This window comes from Hornefia porci (assembly GCF_001940235.1).
GTDB lineage: Bacteria > Bacillota > Clostridia > Peptostreptococcales > Anaerovoracaceae > Aminicella > Aminicella porci.
The window spans coordinates 98506-114170 of the sequence record NZ_MJIE01000001.1 but is presented as its reverse complement, the minus strand read 5'-3'; the positions used below and the strand labels follow the sequence as shown (position 1 = coordinate 114170).

Annotated in this window: 13 protein-coding genes; all 13 read right to left on the bottom strand. The window is 55.8% G+C overall.

The window, feature by feature from the left end; all coding sequences use genetic code 11:
• Positions 1-2: 2 nt before the first annotated feature.
• The 13 genes from truB to BHK98_RS00410 all read right to left on the bottom strand — a co-directional run bounded on the left by truB (position 3) and on the right by BHK98_RS00410 (position 15657).
• Positions 3-983, bottom strand: a complete 981-nt coding sequence (gene truB, locus BHK98_RS00470; protein WP_075711730.1) for a tRNA pseudouridine(55) synthase TruB — start codon at positions 981-983, stop codon at positions 3-5.
• Positions 973-1950 (bottom strand): DHH family phosphoesterase, encoded by a 978-nt coding sequence (locus tag BHK98_RS00465; protein ID WP_158024435.1) that lies wholly within the window; start codon positions 1948-1950, stop codon positions 973-975. Before BHK98_RS00465 ends, truB begins: the two co-directional genes overlap by 11 nt.
• Entirely contained in the window at positions 1943-2320 is a 378-nt protein-coding gene (gene rbfA / locus BHK98_RS00460) for a 30S ribosome-binding factor RbfA (protein ID WP_075711728.1), read from the bottom strand. Before rbfA ends, BHK98_RS00465 begins: the two co-directional genes overlap by 8 nt.
• Positions 2321-2347: 27 nt before the next feature.
• A complete protein-coding gene (gene infB / locus BHK98_RS00455) occupies positions 2348-5257 on the bottom strand; it encodes a translation initiation factor IF-2 (RefSeq protein WP_075711727.1) in 2910 nt (969 codons plus the stop codon).
• Positions 5257-5586 carry a L7Ae/L30e/S12e/Gadd45 family ribosomal protein gene (locus BHK98_RS00450; RefSeq protein WP_075711726.1) on the bottom strand — a complete coding sequence of 110 codons (330 nt, stop codon included), beginning with the start codon at positions 5584-5586 and terminating at the stop codon, positions 5257-5259. Before BHK98_RS00450 ends, infB begins: the two co-directional genes overlap by 1 nt.
• Complete coding sequence (gene rnpM / locus BHK98_RS00445) at positions 5573-5860, bottom strand: RNase P modulator RnpM (RefSeq protein ID WP_245796790.1); 288 nt, start codon at positions 5858-5860, stop codon at positions 5573-5575. The genes BHK98_RS00450 and rnpM overlap by 14 nt, the downstream gene beginning before the upstream one ends.
• Positions 5841-7193 carry a transcription termination factor NusA gene (gene nusA, locus BHK98_RS00440; RefSeq protein WP_075711725.1) on the bottom strand — a complete coding sequence of 451 codons (1353 nt, stop codon included), beginning with the start codon at positions 7191-7193 and terminating at the stop codon, positions 5841-5843. Before nusA ends, rnpM begins: the two co-directional genes overlap by 20 nt.
• Before the next feature lie 24 nt (positions 7194-7217).
• On the bottom strand, positions 7218-7706 hold the full coding sequence (locus BHK98_RS00435; protein ID WP_075711724.1) for a ribosome maturation factor RimP: 489 nt from the start codon (positions 7704-7706) through the stop codon (positions 7218-7220).
• Between the two features lie 171 nt (positions 7707-7877).
• Positions 7878-8555 carry a nitroreductase family protein gene (locus BHK98_RS00430; protein ID WP_075711723.1) on the bottom strand — a complete coding sequence of 226 codons (678 nt, stop codon included), beginning with the start codon at positions 8553-8555 and terminating at the stop codon, positions 7878-7880.
• 142 nt (positions 8556-8697) lie between these two features.
• Complete coding sequence (locus BHK98_RS00425; RefSeq protein ID WP_075711722.1) at positions 8698-12477, bottom strand: PolC-type DNA polymerase III; 3780 nt, start codon at positions 12475-12477, stop codon at positions 8698-8700.
• A complete protein-coding gene (gene ispG / locus BHK98_RS00420; protein WP_075711721.1) occupies positions 12474-13529 on the bottom strand; it encodes a flavodoxin-dependent (E)-4-hydroxy-3-methylbut-2-enyl-diphosphate synthase in 1056 nt (351 codons plus the stop codon). The genes BHK98_RS00425 and ispG overlap by 4 nt, the downstream gene beginning before the upstream one ends.
• Entirely contained in the window at positions 13526-14521 is a 996-nt protein-coding gene (rseP, locus tag BHK98_RS00415; protein ID WP_083627978.1) for an RIP metalloprotease RseP, read from the bottom strand. Before rseP ends, ispG begins: the two co-directional genes overlap by 4 nt.
• Complete coding sequence (locus BHK98_RS00410; protein WP_075711720.1) at positions 14515-15657, bottom strand: 1-deoxy-D-xylulose-5-phosphate reductoisomerase; 1143 nt, start codon at positions 15655-15657, stop codon at positions 14515-14517. The genes rseP and BHK98_RS00410 overlap by 7 nt, the downstream gene beginning before the upstream one ends.
• Positions 15658-15665: the final 8 nt, after the last annotated feature.

Below are 15665 nucleotides of genomic sequence, written 5' to 3'. Positions count from 1 at the left end.
AGTCAACCTCTCGTATAAAAAATCTTGTCCGCCTTTACGTTCTCATAAGCTTCATCCGCAAATACCACGCCCAGGAAAGTCATCTTTCCCTCCACCGGTCCGAACGCCTTGTAGGCCCTTCGGAATTCCGGGCGTATCGGCAGTGGAAAGTCCTTATCCCGGTATTCCGGCTCGCGTCTGAATGTGCAGTGACCGGTCCATACCGGAAGCCCGTTGAGGAGGCGCTTCGCGTCGTATTCCCGTACCTCCAGTTCGCCGAAATGAACCAGAGGATCAGGAATATTCATCAGAAGCCGCTCCCGATGTTCTTTGTCCATCGCCGCAAGCTCCGTCAGTTCCACCGCGTCTTCAATTCTGAAGATCCCGGAAGCCTCCCGCGTCAGCGCCGACATAGCTCCGTAAACACCCAGACGTTCTCCCGCCTCCTCACAGATGGCACGGATGTATGTTCCTTTAGAACATCTCACAGAAAAAGTCACGGTACTCTCGTATCCGCGACCCAGATCCATCGCCTCAATTGTAAGACGGTCGATATAAATTTTCCTCGCTTTTACTTCTGCCGTTTCTCCGGCACGAGCGTACTCATACAGTTTTTTTCCGTTCACACGTACCGCGGAATACATCGGAGGCGTCTGGGAAATCACGCCGTGAAAAACTGCGAACGCCTCCTCCACGTCTTCCCGGCGAATCAGATTCACTCTCTCCGGAGGAACCCGCGCCGTTTCCTGCCCCCAGACGTCCTGGGTATCCATTCTGCGGCCCAGCTTCATGCTGCAGCGGTACTCTTTCAAATCCAGATCCAGGTATTCCATAATGCGGGTCGCCCGTCCCACGCACACAGGCAGAACCCCTGTCGCCATGGGATCCAGCGTGCCCGTATGGCCGGTTCTGCGAATCCCGAAAATCCGGCGGACCTGCGCGACCACATCGTGAGAAGTCATGTTCTGCTGCTTATTGATTATAATAATTCCGTCATTTGTCATATCGTTCAAGATTCTCCAGAGCCGCCGCGCGCATCTTCTCCTCTGCCTCCCGCAGAGTGCAGTGCAGCGTGCATCCGGCCGCCTTTTTGTGTCCTCCGCCGTCAAATGCCGCCGTGATCTCCGCCACGTCCCCGACGCTCTTTGCCCGGAGACTGACCTTGCAGAGACGCTCTTCCTCTTCCTTGATGAATACCGCGATCTGTACGCCGTCAATAGACCGCAGCTCCGCGACGACTCCTTCTGTTTCCTCCATCAGTGCGCCGGTTTCTTTCAGCATTTCCTGTGTAACAAAGCCTATGCAGAGACGGCCGCCGCCGTACAGCGTGATATTCTCCAGCACGCGGGCCCGGATTTTCAGTTTCTCCAGTCTCACCGTCTCATAAATTTTCACGCTGACTCCGTTGGCGTCCAGTCCGGAGTCGTACAGAGAAGCCACAATCTCATGGGTTTCCTTTGTCGTATTGGAATACTGGAAATTTCCGGAATCCGTGGTGATGGCCGCAAACAGGGCTTCGCCCGTTTCTCTGTCGATTTCCTGCCCCATCGCGCAGATTACTTTGTAGATCAGTTCTCCGGTGGCGCATGCTCCCGGGTCGATGAGGTTGTACCGGCAGAAGGGATCGGAGGTGGCGTGATGATCGATGCACATCGTCGTCTTTCCCCGCATAAACGCCTCTCTGCGTTTCGGAAACCGTCCGGCATCACCGCAGTCCACGCAGACGCACAGATCCGGTTCCCCGATCCGGTCAGCATCGAAGGTGCAGTATCCGCGGTCGAGAAACGCGAGATTGTCCGGGATTTTGTCCTCCAGGAGCACAAAGGCTTCCCTGCCCATGCGCCGCAGCACATGGCACAGCGCCGCGGCGGATCCCAGTGCGTCCCCGTCCATATTAATGTGGGGAAACAGAAGAATCCGCTCCGCGCCGGACAGAACCCCGCTGATTGTCTTCAGACTGTCGTTATTCATCATTATGCTCCAGTTTCCGGATTACTTCGTCTATGTGCCGTCCGTACTCCATGGACCGGTCTATTTTGAAAATCAGTTCAGGCACATGGCGCAGCTTGATTTCCTTTCCGATTTCCCGGCGGATCAGCCCCCTGGCGCTTTCCAGACCTTCAATCGCCTGTGCCTGCCGCTCGTGTTCTTTTTCCTCATCTCCGGAGGTGTCCAGAATCGTCACGTAGCACGTGGCATAGCTGTTATCCCGGGTCACATCCACGCCGGTAATGCTGATCATGCCCGACAGTCTCGGGTCCTTCAGCTCCCGGAGCAGCATCCGGCTGATGATCTTCCGTATTTCCTCACCGATCCGTCCCTGTCTGTAACCTTTTCCCATAATTATCACCGTCTATCATTATCGTTATTATCGTTCGATTTCCACCATCGTGAAGCATTCGATGACGTCGCCGATCTTCACGTCGTTATAGTCCTCGATACCGATTCCGCATTCATAGCCCTGAGCAACTTCCCTCGCGTCGTCCTTGAATCTTTTCAGGGAGGAAATCCTTCCCTCGTGAATAACGATACCGTCACGCACCAGCCGGATATCCTCGTTCCGGACGACCTTGCCCTCTGTGATATAAGCGCCGGCCACAACGCCCACTCCGGGTACCTTGAACGTATCCCGGATCTCGGCCTTGCCCAGAACCTCTTCCCGGTATTCCGGATCCAGCATGCCCTTCATCGCGGCCTCTACGTCGTTGATCACATCGTAGATGACGCGGTAGAGACGGATCTCCACGCCCTTCTGGTCTGCCATCGTGGTCACCGCCGTACTCGGCCGTACGTTGAATCCGATGATGACCGCACCAGAGGTCTCCGCCAGCATGATATCGGATTCGGATACCGTACCGACGCCGGAATGTACCACATTCACCTTGACATTTTCGTTGTTCAGCTTTTCCAGTGAAGAGTTCAGCGCTCCCACAGAGCCCTGGACATCTCCCTTGATGATCAGGTTCAGTTCCTTGACATCCCCCTCCTGAATCTGACTGAACAGCTTGTCCAGCGTCATCGAGGAATTCTTTGCCAGAACCTCCTCACGCAGTTTTTCCTGGCGGCGGGCAGCGATCTCTCGCGCCACCTTGTCGTCACGAACCGCATTAAATTCGTCTCCGGCCTGCGGCACATCAGTCAGACCCAGAATTTCCACCGCAGTGGCCGGGCCTGCCTTTTTAATGGCCTCTCCTTTGTCATTCACCATAAGTCTGATCCTTCCGGAGCAGGTTCCGGCAACGATGCTCTGACCCGCCTGAAGTGTTCCGTTCAGAACCAGCAGAGATGCGACCGGGCCTTTGGATCTGTCAAGCCGCGCTTCGATAACCGATCCCATCGCCAGACGGTTCGGGTTCGCTTTCAGTTCCAGAACCTCCGCCTGCAGCAGAATCATCTCCAGAAGGTTCGTGATGCCCTCTCCGGTCTTGGCCGATACCGGAACGCTGATCACATCGCCGCCCCAGTCTTCAACCAGGACTCCGTGGTCGGCCAGGTCCTTCTTGACAAGATCCGGATTGGCTCCGGGCTTGTCCATTTTGTTGATCGCGACGATAATCGGAACGCCCGCCGCCTTCGCATGGCTGATAGATTCAATCGTCTGCGGCTTGACGCTGTCATCCGCCGCGACAACCAGCACTGCGATATCCGTCACATGGGCGCCTCTCGCACGCATGGCGGTAAACGCCTCGTGTCCCGGAGTATCGAGGAACACGATCTTCTGCCCGTTGATGCTGACCTCGGAAGCACCGATCGCCTGCGTGATTCCGCCGGATTCGGTGGAGGTGACGTTCGTCTTCCGGATTGCGTCCAGCAGAGAAGTCTTTCCATGGTCTACATGTCCCATTACCGTAATAATCGGCGGCCGCGGCTTCAGATCCTTCTCTCTGTCCTTGAAGTCTTCAATGCCTTCTTCTTTTTCCTCTTCTTCGACCTGTCCGACGACGACGCTGATTCCCAGATCGTCTGCCAGCACCATCAGAGTATCTTCATCGATATTCTGGTTGATGTTCGCCATAATGCCCAGCTTCATCAGCGTCATGATCACTCTGGAGGTTGAAACCTCTGCCTGCTCGCAGAATCCGGCTACTGTGATCGGCACGTTCACACGGATAGTGCCCTCCGGCAGCGTCTCTTCAATGACCTCCTCGACCGCTTCCTGTTTCGGCTTGGTGTATTTCTTTCTTTCCTTCTTCTCCAGAGATTTCTTCTCGAACTTGGAGAATTTGTTGCGATCGTCACGGCGTACATGGCTGCGGCGGTCGTCGCGACGGCCTTTTCCGCTCCTGCTGTCGCCGGTCCCGGCCGCCGGTGCGGCCGAACGGTTCCCGCCGCCGCTATTGCGCTGCGGGCGGTTTCCTCCGCGGGAGTCGCGGTTTTCGCCGCCTTCCGCGCCGCTTCTCCGGCGGTTTCCGCGCTCGTCGCCGCCGTTCTTTTTCGTCCGGCGGTCGTTCTTTCTGTCATTTCCGGTTCGCCGGCCGCTGCGGTCGGAGGATCTGCGTCCGTCGTCGCTCTTGCGTCCGTCGGCGGATTTCTTCGCGGCCTCGGCCTTCTTCTGATCCTTCGCCCTGGAGATGATTTTGATATGCGGCATGCTCGCACGCTCTGACTCCACGGTCTTGACGACATGCTCCTTCTTTACTTCCTTTGTCTCCGCGGGCACCTTTGTTTCTTTTGTTCCTTTTGCGTCCTTGCCTTCCGGCTGTTCCGCCGCCTTCTTCTCCTGTGCGGGCTTATCGGCTTCCTTCTTTGCCGGTGCCCGCTTTTCTGCGGCAGGCTTTGCGGTCGCAGGCTTCTCTGCCGGATTCTTTGCGGCAGCTGCCTGCTTCTCCTGCTCCGGCTTCTTCACGGATTTCTTTTCCGGTTCTTTTTCCGGAGCTTTCTTCATCGAGGGAGTTTCCTTTGTATCCGCGGAATGCTTCTCCGCAGAAGGCTCCTTCGCAGCCGGCTTCACCGGAGCTGTATCCGTCTTACCCTCTGCCTTGGCCTTTTCCCTTCTGGCCAGCATTTCCTCGTTGACCAGCGGCTTCCCGACGGGGGGTTTCTTTTTGTTCGCCAGAAACTCCTCGTCCACGATCGGGCGTCCCACCGGCACCTTGCGTCCGCCGGATGTGCTCTTTGCGGCAGGCTTCCCGGCCCCGCTCTTTATCTTATCTATATCGGCATCCGACAATGCACTCATGTGGTTTTTCACGTCGATGCCGAGGCTCTCCGCCTTTCCGATAAGGTCCTTGCTCGAGACACCCATCTCTCTGGCAAGTTCAAATACCTTTTTCGTCATTAGAACACCTCTCTTTCTGATTGTATGCGGTCAATCTCCTGTCGGATCACGCCGGCGAAATTGCTGTCTGTAATGGCGAACACACTGCTTTCGCCTCTGCCCGTGATCCCTGATAATTCTTTCTTTGTACCGAAAATTCTTACGTCTGTTCCATTCGTCCTGCATTTCTGAGACATCTTTTTCACGGTGTTCATCGATGAATCTTCCGCAACAATCAATAATCTGACTCGTCTCTTTTCAATCAGCGACAGACATGTGTTATATCCGGTCTGCAGCCTGCCTGCCTTTGTGGCAAACCCCAGATAACCGGACAGTTTATTGTTCAGCATTCAGCAGCTCCTCGAAAATCCGTTCTATGGTTTCGCCGGAGAAATTCTGTTTGAAATTTCTCTGCAGCGCGTTTTTCTTTTTCGCCAGGGCGGCGCATTCTCTGCTGCGACAAAGATATACCCCCCGGCCCTTCGCCTTTCCTCCCGGGTCTACGCTCAGCTCCCCTTCGTAAAAAGCGATGCGGATCAGGTCCTGCTTCGGCTTTGATTCCATGCACCCGATACATCGGCGCATGGGCACTCTGTTCCTGTCGCTACTCTTCTTTCTGCTCAACCGTTTCACCCACCTCTTCGTCAGGCTCTTCTACGGCCTCTGCGTCTTCGGCATCTCCAGGTTCCTCCGGTTCTGCGGTATCTGCAGCTTCTTCCTCTGCCGGTCCGTCGATATCCTCAGGCTCCTCGTCAAATTCTTCCGGTTCTTCGTCTTCCAGAATCTCAGCCGGTTCCTCCTGCGGAAGCTCTTCATCGTACTCGGACTCAACCGCTTCCTCCTGCGGAAGCTCCTCGTCGTACTCGGCGTCCGCCGGCTCTTCCTCGTATTCAGCCTCCGCAGCCTCTAGAGCCTCCTCATACTGCGTGTGGCTCATGATATCGATTTTCCATCCGCTGACCTTCGCCGCAAGACGCACGTTCTGCCCCTGCTTGCCGATAGCCAGAGAGAGCTGATAATCGGGAACGATCGCGGTTGCCGTCTTCTCTTCCTCATCCTCGATGATCACCTCTTCCACAGTGGCCGGGCTCAGCACGTTGGCGATCAGTTCCTCCGGGGAATCACTCCAGAAAATGATGTCGATCTTCTCACCGTTCAGTTCGTCCACAACGGACTGCACACGGCTGCCCCGGGTTCCGACGCAGGCGCCTACCGGATCGACGTTCTCGTCCTCCGAGTAAACCGCCATCTTGGTCCGTGATCCGGCCTCCCTGGCAATTCCTCTGATTTCCACTGTACCGTCCTGAATCTCCGGAACCTCCAGCTCAAACAGCATTTTCACCAGCCCCGGATGCGACCTGGACAGGAATACCTGCGGACCCTTGGTGGTCTTCTTGACATCCATGATGTAGACCTTCAGGCGCTGGTGTACCTTGAAATGCTCTCCCGGAACCTGTTCGTTCGCGGACAGAATCCCCTCCGCGCGTCCGATATTGATAAACATGGTCTCGCCGCTCTTTCTCTGAACGGTTCCCGTGACGATTTCTCCCTGACGAGTGATGAAATCGTCATACACCATGCCGCGTTCCGCCTCGCGGATTCTCTGAACCACCACCTGCTTGGCGGTCTGTGCGGCGATACGGCCGAAATCTCTGGGCGTCACGGCAAACTCGATCGCGTCGCCGATTTCATAGCGGGGGTCGATTTCATGCGCCTCTTCGAGAGACATCTGAATCATATCGTCCTCGATATCCTCTTCCGCCACGATATCCTTCCGCATCAGCACCGCGATTTCACCGTCGTCCGGATCAATGACCACACGGACGTTCTGCGCCGTTCCGTAATTTTTTTTGTATGCGGAGACCAGCGCCGACTCAATGGTTTCCAGCAGGACGTCCTTGGAAATGTGTTTTTCCTTCTCGAGCTGCTCCATGGCCTCGATAAATTCTCTGTTCATCTATGGTTACCTCCAATTAATATTTCAAAAGATCACGGCAAGGCTGGTCTTTGCCACCTGCTCCAGCGGAAACGACAGTTCTGCGCCGTCTTCGGGCTGAATCACAACGCATCCGTCCTTCAGGCCGAGCAGAACGCCCTGAAACTCTTTGCTTCCTTCAAAATTCCTGTACAGCTTCACATCGACGATCCGTCCCGTAAAGCGTTCATAATCCTTCTCCTCGAAGAGCTGCCGGTCCATTCCCGGGGAACTGACTTCAAGAATATAATTCTGCTGAATGGGATCTTCCTCATCCAGCCGGTCGGACAGGTAACGGCTGACCTTCTCGCAGTCGTCTGTACTCACATATACGTCCGTCCCGTCCTGCTCTTCCTGCAGTTTATCGATATAGACCCGCAGGTACCAGTCGTGACCCTCCCTGCGAAATTCAACATTATACAGCTCCAGGCCCTGATCAGCCAGAAAGTCTGCCGTCAGCCGGCCGACGAGCTCCTTCATCGATTCCTTTGCCATTGATACTCCCTCTAACAAAATTGAAAGAGTGGGTTTCGCCCACTCTTGCTGCCTGCCAGTATAAAATTCCAGCACATTTACTTTATCACAAATCCCGGTCCATGTCAATGAAAATACTGAAAATAACTGATTTTGCGGCGCCGCAGTGACAGATATACCGCGCGCGCCCTGTCAGCGTATACAGCGGCTCAGATAATCGCTGAACCTGTGACCGCTTGCAAGCTCAAAATCACATTTCACAATTCCCAGATCGGTTTTTGTGAAAAATCTTCTGCCGTTTACCTTCGCTGTAAGTGCGCTGCCGTCCCAGCAGATCAGGAATTTCTGCTGGTTGACGGCTGTCGGGGACAGCATTGCGGCCTCCATTCCCGTCCTGAACCAGTCGGGCATGTCGCCTGTGACAGAACAGAGCTGACGCATCTCCTTTGTTTTCCTGGAAACGCCCTGAGTCTCACCATAGCCGAGAGAAATGAGAATCACCTGCTTTTCCCCTTTGCCGATGACAGCGCGGCTTTTTCCGTGCGTCAGGCCGACCCAGCAGCTGTTCAGGCCCAGACTTTGTGCGAGAAGAACAATCCTCTCGCCGTAGTATCCCGCTCTCTCTTCCAGATCCGCCGCTTTTTTTCCGACGATCGCCAGATAATTTCTGACGCCCGTGAATTTGCCGTAATGTGCCATCGCCGAGCTGAAGCATTCCGGCTCATCGAAGAAGATCTGCATATGCAGTCCGCTCTCCTGATTGAGCTTCTCGACTTCTTCGGCCAGCTGCTCCCGGACATCGTCCGGAATCGCTCTGTCCGTATACTGTCTGACACTGTGCCTCTGCCTCATAATCTCCAGAATTTCCATATCGGTTTATCATCCTTTCATTCCATGTGTTTATTCGTTTGAACACATTATGACAAATTAAAGTGCGTTCAGCTCATCTGTAAAGAAAATCGAGTCGGTTTATTTGGAGACAAAAGCATAAAAGCGTTTCAGTCCTGCAGGCCTACAGAGCCCAGCTGAGCTGATCAGTTTCCGGCAGATCCCCGAACACGCCGTGCTCCTTCAGCACATCCATGACCGCTCTGGAGATCCTCGCCCGGTTCATGGCCTCTTCAATCGTGTCGAAGGGTTTTTCCTCATAAGCGTCTGCCAGCGATCGGGCAGCTGTCTCGCCCACTCCGCTGAAGGCCGCGTAGGGCAGAAGCACCTCGCCGTCCTCCACCCAGAATTTCAGCGCTCTGGATGCGCCCAGACGCGCGTTCCGGAATTTGTAGCCACGGGCGTACATTTCATAGGCGATCTCCAGCACCAGCTTCTCATCCTTTTCCTTGGCCGACGCGTTATTTCCCATTTTATCGATTTCATCCATGCGGTCCAGCACCGCCTGTTTTCCCCGCAGAATCACATCCGCATTAAAATTTGTGACATCACTGGAAAACACCGTGGCGTAGAATTCCGGCGGATAATACACCTTATACCACGCCATACGGAAGGACATCATCACATACGCCACCGCATGCGCCCGGGGGAACATGTACTGAATCTTGATACAGGAATCGATGTACCAGTCCGGAACGCCGTGCTCCTTCATGATCTTCAGCTGCTCCGGTTTCAGCGGCCGGTTCTTCCGTACGTCCTCCATGATTTTAAACGAGGTTTCATTCTCGATTCCCTTCAGAATCAGATAGTTCATGATGTCGTCACGGGTCGAGATCACCTCGCGCATGGTGGCCACGCCCTGACGGATGTAGTCCTGCGCGTTGTTCAGCCAGACATCGGTACCGTGGGAAAATCCCGAAATCCGCACAAGATCCGCGAACTTGTCCGGCTTGGCGTCATCCAGCATCTGGCGGACAAAGGACGTCCCGAACTCCGGAATCGCATAGCTCCCGTGGGTGAAGCGGTAATCCGGATCCTTAATGTCCAGCGCCTCTGTACCGTTGAACAGAGTCAGAACCTTCCGGTCCGACAGATCGACGCTCAGAGGGTCGACACCGGTCATATCCTGAAGCTGACGGATCATAGACGGGATATTATGCCCCAGGATGTCCAGCTTCAGCAGATTCTGATCGATTTTGTGATAGTCGAAGTGGGTCGTCGTGATATCCGACTTTGAGTCATTTGCCGGACGCTGGACCGGACAGAACTCATAGATTTCCCGATCATCCGGCACGATGACGATTCCTCCCGGATGCTGTCCGGTCGTCCGCTTGACCCCCTCGCAGCCGGCGGCGAGGCGGTCGATTTCCACCTCGCTGATCTCCCGGTTCGTCTCCTCCGCGAATTTGCGGACAAAGCCCTTTGCCGTCTTCTCCGCGATAGTGCCGACGGTGCCGGCCTTGAACACATTCTTCTCTCCGAAGATTTCTCCGACGTATCGATGCGCCCTGGGCTGATACTCACTCGCAAAATTAAGGTCGATATCCGGTTCCTTGTCTCCCTTGAATCCCAGGAATGTGGCGAACGGGATGGTGAAGCCGTCCCTGCGCATAACCGTGCCGCATTCCGGACAGTTTTTCTCCGGCATGTCTATTCCGCAGTCGTAGAGATCCATATCTCCCCACTCCAGATGCTTGCATTCCGGACAGATATAATGGGGGTTCAGCGGATTGACCTCCGTGATGCCCGCCATAGTAGCCGCCAGAGAGGATCCGACCGATCCCCGGGAGCCCACCAGATAGCCGTCCTCCAGAGATTTCTTTACCAGCATCTGCGCCGACACATACATTACCGCATATCCGTTTTTGATAATCGCGTTCAGCTCCGTGTCCAGTCTCTCCTGAATCGGATCGGGCAGCGGATCCCCGTAGATTTCATGGGCGCGGCTCATACACGTTGTCCGGAGCGTTTCCTCCGCTCCTTCGATTTTCGGCGGACATTTTTCCTTCGGCACCGGAAGGATATCGCCGTCGATCATCTCCGCGATGCGGTTGCTGTTCTCCACTACAACCTCATAGGCCTTCTCCTCGCCGAGATAGGAGAATTCCTCCAGCATCTCCTCTGTCGTCCGCAGATACAGCCCCTCGCCGTTTTCCGCGTCCTTGAATCCCTTGCCCTTCATGATGATGTTCCGGTAAATCGCCGATTCCGGTTCATCATAGTGAGCGTCCGTCGTCGCCACTACAGGCTTTCCCAGCTTCTCCCCCAGCGCGACAATCCTGCGGTTGATGTTTCTCAGATCCTCCCAGTCGCTGACCTGCGGATAGCGATCGTCGGAAATCATGAACTTGTCATTAATCAGCGGCTGAATCTCCAGGTAATCGTAGAAGGACGCGATTTCCTCCAGTTCCGCCTCCGGAAGTCCCTCCCGAACCGCTCTGTAGACCTCCCCCGCCTCGCAGGCCGAGCCGAGAATAATTCCCTCCCGGTACTTCCGGATCACGGATCTGGGAAGTCTCGGCCGGCGATAGAAATAATTGATATGAGAAGTGGAGACCAGCTTGTACATGTTTTTCATTCCGGCCTGCGTCTTCACCAGCAGAATGATATGGCTAGTGCGGACAGGATCCTGTCTGGTTCCTTTGTAGTCGATGTTTCCGTCCTCGTCGACTCGGCCTTTGTCCTCGAAAACATATCCCTCCATGCCGAAGATGACCCGGATCGGGCTGCCGTTTTCCGTACACTGGTTTGCCGCCTTCAGCGCATCGGGATATCCCTGCACCACGCCGTGATCAGTGATCGCCACCGCAGGCTGTCCCCAGTCCGCCGCTGTTTTCACCAGCTTATCCACATCATTGAGACCGTCCATATCGCTCATCTTGGTATGCGCGTGAAGCTCAACCCTCTTCTTGCCGGGGTAATTGTCCTGCCTGCGCGGAGCCTCCCCGATCTCAATCGCCCGCACCATCACGTCCAGACTGTGATCCCACCGGTTCCACTCCGTTTCCCCGGCCGCTGTGATGTAAGTCCCCGCCTTCAGTTTTTTGCCGAGCTCCTCCCATTCTTCGTTTTTAATGAAAAATTTCAGCTTGGCGGAGAATTCCTTGTCTGTGATCAGAAGCATGACCAGCGATTTATCGTTGCGGACCGGCCTCGTATCCACATGGAAAATCGTGCCGGCCACTGTTACCCTGCCGGTATCGGCCTGAAGCTCTCTAAGGGGAGTCAGAGTCCCGCCCAGATTTTCCGTCAGAATCATGCGTCCTCCCCTGCGCCGGTCGGTTTTCTTTCCCGGCGTAAAGGCTCTCGGTGCGGGTGCGGATTTCACCGCCTTCGCAGTCTTCTCCGACCTCGCCGCATGCTCCTCCATCTCTCTCCTGGCGTGCTGCTCCAGCGCTTTCTCCGCCTCGTCGTAGCTTTCCTCATCATTATAGAACAAAACACGGTACTGCCGGTTCATCGCGCGTCGCACTTCACCCTCGATTTCTTTCGCCGCGCAGCTGTTCAGGTGATTCGTCGCGATCCGCCCCAGAGCGCCGATGCGGATGCAGTCCTCCCCGATTTCGATGCTGTCCGCTCTCACTGCGTTCGTCATCGAGGAATCGCACCGTTCGATCAGAATCGGAATTAAATCCCGAAGTGCGGTCGTCCGGTCCGTCGCCAGATTTTCCCAGTCATAGTCATAATATACGTTCACCGAAAGCGCGTCCGGCACCGCCATCGCCAGCAGATCCTTCACCTTTTTCTGCTCCTCTGCGGACATAACAAAATTAAGACCGATTCTCACGTTCAATCCATAGTCCTCGCCATGGACGAAAGCGTCCTCGATCTCGCACCGGATCTGCTCCCGGTCTGTACCGGAGAACCGCTCCCAGTTAATATTGTTTTCAAATAAACTGTTCATACCCCTCCGTTTTCTCTGATCACACGGATCAGCTCCTCTGCCAGCTCATTCTCCGCGACGGTGGCGATCACCTTTCCCTTTGCGATAATCAGCCCCTTTCCGCTGCCGCCGCAGCAGCCGAAATCAGCCTCTGCCGCTTCTCCGGGACCGTTCACCGCACAGCCCATAACCGCAACCTTCAGACCGGGCGGAAGATTGTCCATTGCCGAAAGCCTGCGATCCACCTCCTCCGCAAGGCTTTCCAAGTCAATTCCGGTACGCCCGCAGGTCGGGCAGGACACCAGGTCATACCGGCTTTCCCGGATACCCAGAGATTCCAGAAGTTCTCTGGCGAACACAACCTCCTCCACAGGATCTGCGGTCAGCGACACGCGAACCGTGTCTCCGATTCCCGCCAGAAGCAGACCGCCGATTCCGGCCGCGGATTTAATCTTTCCGCGGCGAACCGTTCCCGCCTCCGTGATTCCGATATGGAAAGGATGCTCCGTCTTCGCGGCAGCAATTCTGTGGGCTTCGTAATTCATCCGGACGTCTGAGGACTTCATGGAGATGACGATATCTCCGAAATCCATGTCCTCCAGCCGTTTCACGTTCCGCAGAGCGCTTTCCGCAAGTCCCTCCGCCGTCACGCCGCCGTTTTTCTCTACGATATCCTTCTCCAGGGATCCGGAATTGACGCCGACACGGATCGGAATTCCGGCTGATTTTGCCGCTTTCACCACCGCCCGCACTCTGTCATCGTCTCCGATGTTCCCCGGGTTGATGCGAATCTTGTCCGCCCCGGCCCGGATTGCCGCGATAGCCAGACGGTAATCGAAGTGAATATCCGCCACCAGCGGTTTATCGGTTTTCCGGCGGACCCGCGCAAAAACCTCCGCTGCCTCCTGATCCGGCACGGCGATGCGTATGATGTCACATCCCGCATCCGTCAGGCGGGCCACCTGCTCGCAGATTCCCTTTTCATCCCGGGAATTCGCGTTCGTCATCGACTGTATTGAAACCGGCGCGCCGCCGCCCACCGCGACATCCCGCACCATTACCTGCTTACTCATGTCAGAAGCCTCTCAATATCATTCCATGTAACAAAAATCATCAGCAGCAGAAGGAGCGTCATCCCGGCGCCGTGAACCGCCGCCTCCTGCCGATCCGTAATCGCCTTTCCGGTAAAGAGCCGGATAATCACGAACAGGATCCGTCCCCCGTCCAGCGCGGGAAACGGGAGCATGTTGAAAATCGCCAGATTCAGACTGATCAGCGCGACCAGATAGAAGAAATTAATCAGACCGGCCTTTTCCGTCTGGTGAACCAGCGAAACCATCCCGACCGGACCGGAAAGATCGTCCGCCTTCACATGACCGGTCGCCAGCTGCTTCAGTGCGCCGAACAGACTGCGGGTCATTGACCAGGATCCCGTGATTCCGTTCCGGACAGCGATCAGCGGATTGTGCGTCACGGTCGGCGTAATCCCGATCACATACCGGCTGTCCTGTTTCACAGGCGTGACAGAGAGCGTCTTCTCCGCTCCGTTCCGCGTCACAGTGATCCTGCGCGTATCATCACTCCCCGACAGCGCTGCGGAAAGCTCACTCCACTTCCGGATCTCCCTGCCGTCTACAGAAACGATTCTGTCTCCCCGGGCGAGACCGGCCTCTGCCGCCGGCATTCCCTTCTGCACCCGGTCAACAGTTGTCGTCGCCGCACCGATGACGCCGAACATGATGGACAGAACCAGAATCGCGATCAGCACATTCATCGCCGAGCCCGCCACGAGCACGGTAATTCTGGCCCATGCGGGTTTGTTGACAAATGCGTCCTCCGCATCGGACTCCTCATTCTCCCCCTCCATCGCACAATAGCCGCCGACAGGAAACGCCCGTATGGAATACAGCGTTTCCCTGCCCTGTTTTTTGTACAAAGCAGGTCCCATGCCGAAGGCGAACTCGTTGACGCGGACGCCCACCGCCTTCGCCGCGACAAAATGCCCCAGCTCATGCGGGAATATTAAAAGCACAAATAAAACAATTGCCAGTATAATCGTCAGCATATGCTACTCTCTGTTTCTCTTCTCGTTTCCCCGTCGATTTCCAGAATCTCCTCCAGCTCAGGCTCCTCAACCCGTTCATGCCGGTCAAGCATCCGTTCGATACCGTCGGCGATATCGGTAAATCTGATCCTCCGATCCAGAAACGCCTGAACCAGAACCTCGTTGGCGGCGTTCAGCACCACCGGACAGCTGCCGCCGGCCCGCGCGGCGCGGACCGCCAGATCGAGACAGCGGAACACACGGGGATTCGGCCGCCGGAAGGTCAGCTCCGAAGCCGCGCCGAAGAAATCCAGAGCTTCTCCTTTTGTTTCCAGACGATCCGGATATCCCAGCGCCACGCTGATAGGGATCTTCATATCCGGAACGCCCATCTGCGTCAGGACAGAGCGGTCTGCGAATTCGACACCGGAATGCACCACGCTCTGCGGATGAATCAGCACCTGAATATCATCGGTTCCCACGCCGAACAGCCACATGGCTTCAATCATTTCCAGGCCTTTGTTCATCATAGTCGCAGAATCGATGGTAATCTTCCGCCCCATGCTCCAGTTCGGATGCTGCAGCGCCATCTCCGGCGTCACATCCGCCAGCTTCTCCGCGGGCCAGTCCCGGAAAGGTCCGCCGGAAGCCGTCAGCAGGATCCTGCGGATCTTCTTGTCCCGGTTTCCCTCGAGGCACTGGAAAATCGCACTGTGCTCGCTGTCCACCGGAAGCATCGCCACGCCGTTTTCCTCCACGGCGTTCATAATGACGGCTCCGCCGGCCACCAGCGTTTCTTTGTTCGCCAGCGCAATATCATGCCCCGCAATAATGGCCCGATAAGTGGGGACCAAGCCCCGCATCCCCATCAGAGCGTTCAGCAGAATATCGCAGTCTGACACCGCGGCCTCCTCCAGCCCCTCTGCTCCGGAAACAAAGGAAACTCCCGGAAATTCCCAGGCGAGCTCTGCCGCGTCTTCCCGGCGTTCACAGCAGGCAAGCCTCGGTTTGTACCGTTCAATCTGCCGGCGGAACAGTTCTGTGTTGCGCCCGCAGGTCAGCGCCTCGATCTGAAAGAGGCCGGGGTTATCATCTATCACCGACAGCGCCTGTGTTCCGATGGAGCCGGTGCTGCCCAGGATCGTTACCTTTTTCATCGCTCACT

Coding starts and splice junctions, on each gene's coding strand:
- BHK98_RS00425 (WP_075711722.1), bottom strand. CDS start 12,477: ATGAACAGTTTATTTGAAAACAATATTAACTGGGAGCGGTTCTCCGGT.
- BHK98_RS00430 (WP_075711723.1), bottom strand. CDS start 8,555: ATGGAAATTCTGGAGATTATGAGGCAGAGGCACAGTGTCAGACAGTAT.
- infB (WP_075711727.1), bottom strand. CDS start 5,257: ATGACGAAAAAGGTATTTGAACTTGCCAGAGAGATGGGTGTCTCGAGC.
- truB (WP_075711730.1), bottom strand. CDS start 983: ATGACAAATGACGGAATTATTATAATCAATAAGCAGCAGAACATGACT.
- rbfA (WP_075711728.1), bottom strand. CDS start 2,320: ATGGGAAAAGGTTACAGACAGGGACGGATCGGTGAGGAAATACGGAAG.
- BHK98_RS00450 (WP_075711726.1), bottom strand. CDS start 5,586: ATGCTGAACAATAAACTGTCCGGTTATCTGGGGTTTGCCACAAAGGCA.
- nusA (WP_075711725.1), bottom strand. CDS start 7,193: ATGAACAGAGAATTTATCGAGGCCATGGAGCAGCTCGAGAAGGAAAAA.
- BHK98_RS00410 (WP_075711720.1), bottom strand. CDS start 15,657: ATGAAAAAGGTAACGATCCTGGGCAGCACCGGCTCCATCGGAACACAG.
- BHK98_RS00465 (WP_158024435.1), bottom strand. CDS start 1,950: ATGAATAACGACAGTCTGAAGACAATCAGCGGGGTTCTGTCCGGCGCG.
- BHK98_RS00435 (WP_075711724.1), bottom strand. CDS start 7,706: ATGGCAAAGGAATCGATGAAGGAGCTCGTCGGCCGGCTGACGGCAGAC.
- rseP (WP_083627978.1), bottom strand. CDS start 14,521: ATGCTGACGATTATACTGGCAATTGTTTTATTTGTGCTTTTAATATTC.
- ispG (WP_075711721.1), bottom strand. CDS start 13,529: ATGAGTAAGCAGGTAATGGTGCGGGATGTCGCGGTGGGCGGCGGCGCG.